Source organism: Exiguobacterium sp. HSB13, assembly GCF_056764755.1.
In genome coordinates this window covers 1-470 of the sequence record NZ_JBUZOM010000033.1, presented here as the reverse complement: position 1 = coordinate 470, position 470 = coordinate 1, and the positions used below count along the sequence as shown (strand labels likewise).

The window sequence follows — 470 nt, the reverse complement described above, 5'->3', positions numbered from 1 at the left end:
TTCTAACATGTTTCCACCACATTTCAGGAGGAGTCCTCCTTAATTTTAAAACCTAGCACTCTTGAACTCTTACGAAAATACTCCGAGGAGGGATTCATCTCATGAACCATCGAGATACTGAAAAGCTGACTTTCGAACTGCTTGAGCTATGGTCTACCTTCAATCATTATGCCAAAGAGGCTCAAACGTTTGAAAATCCGGAAGATGTCCATCAAGCGCGGATTCGGTTACGGAAACTGAACACATTCGCCCGATTGGTCGATTTAACGGAGGAACCCGTTTATTTGATTTGGAAGCGACTGATGCATGATTTCGGCGAAGTACGTGACCTCGACGTACAACTGGAAGCAACCTCAAACAAAACAGAAATCGATCAGTTGTTCGCAAACCATGTCGCTATGCAACTTCAAGGGAAACGTTCGACTTTAATCGAGACGATGCACCTCTTGATCTCAAATGAACTGGATCGA

Annotated in this window: 1 protein-coding gene; it reads left to right on the top strand. The window is 43.8% G+C overall.

The genetic code is table 11. From position 1 onward, the window contains the following. Positions 1 to 101 precede the first annotated feature (101 nt). On the top strand, positions 102 to 470 hold a 369-nt coding region (locus tag ACZGCQ_RS16910), incomplete at its 3' end, for a CHAD domain-containing protein (protein ID WP_481266888.1).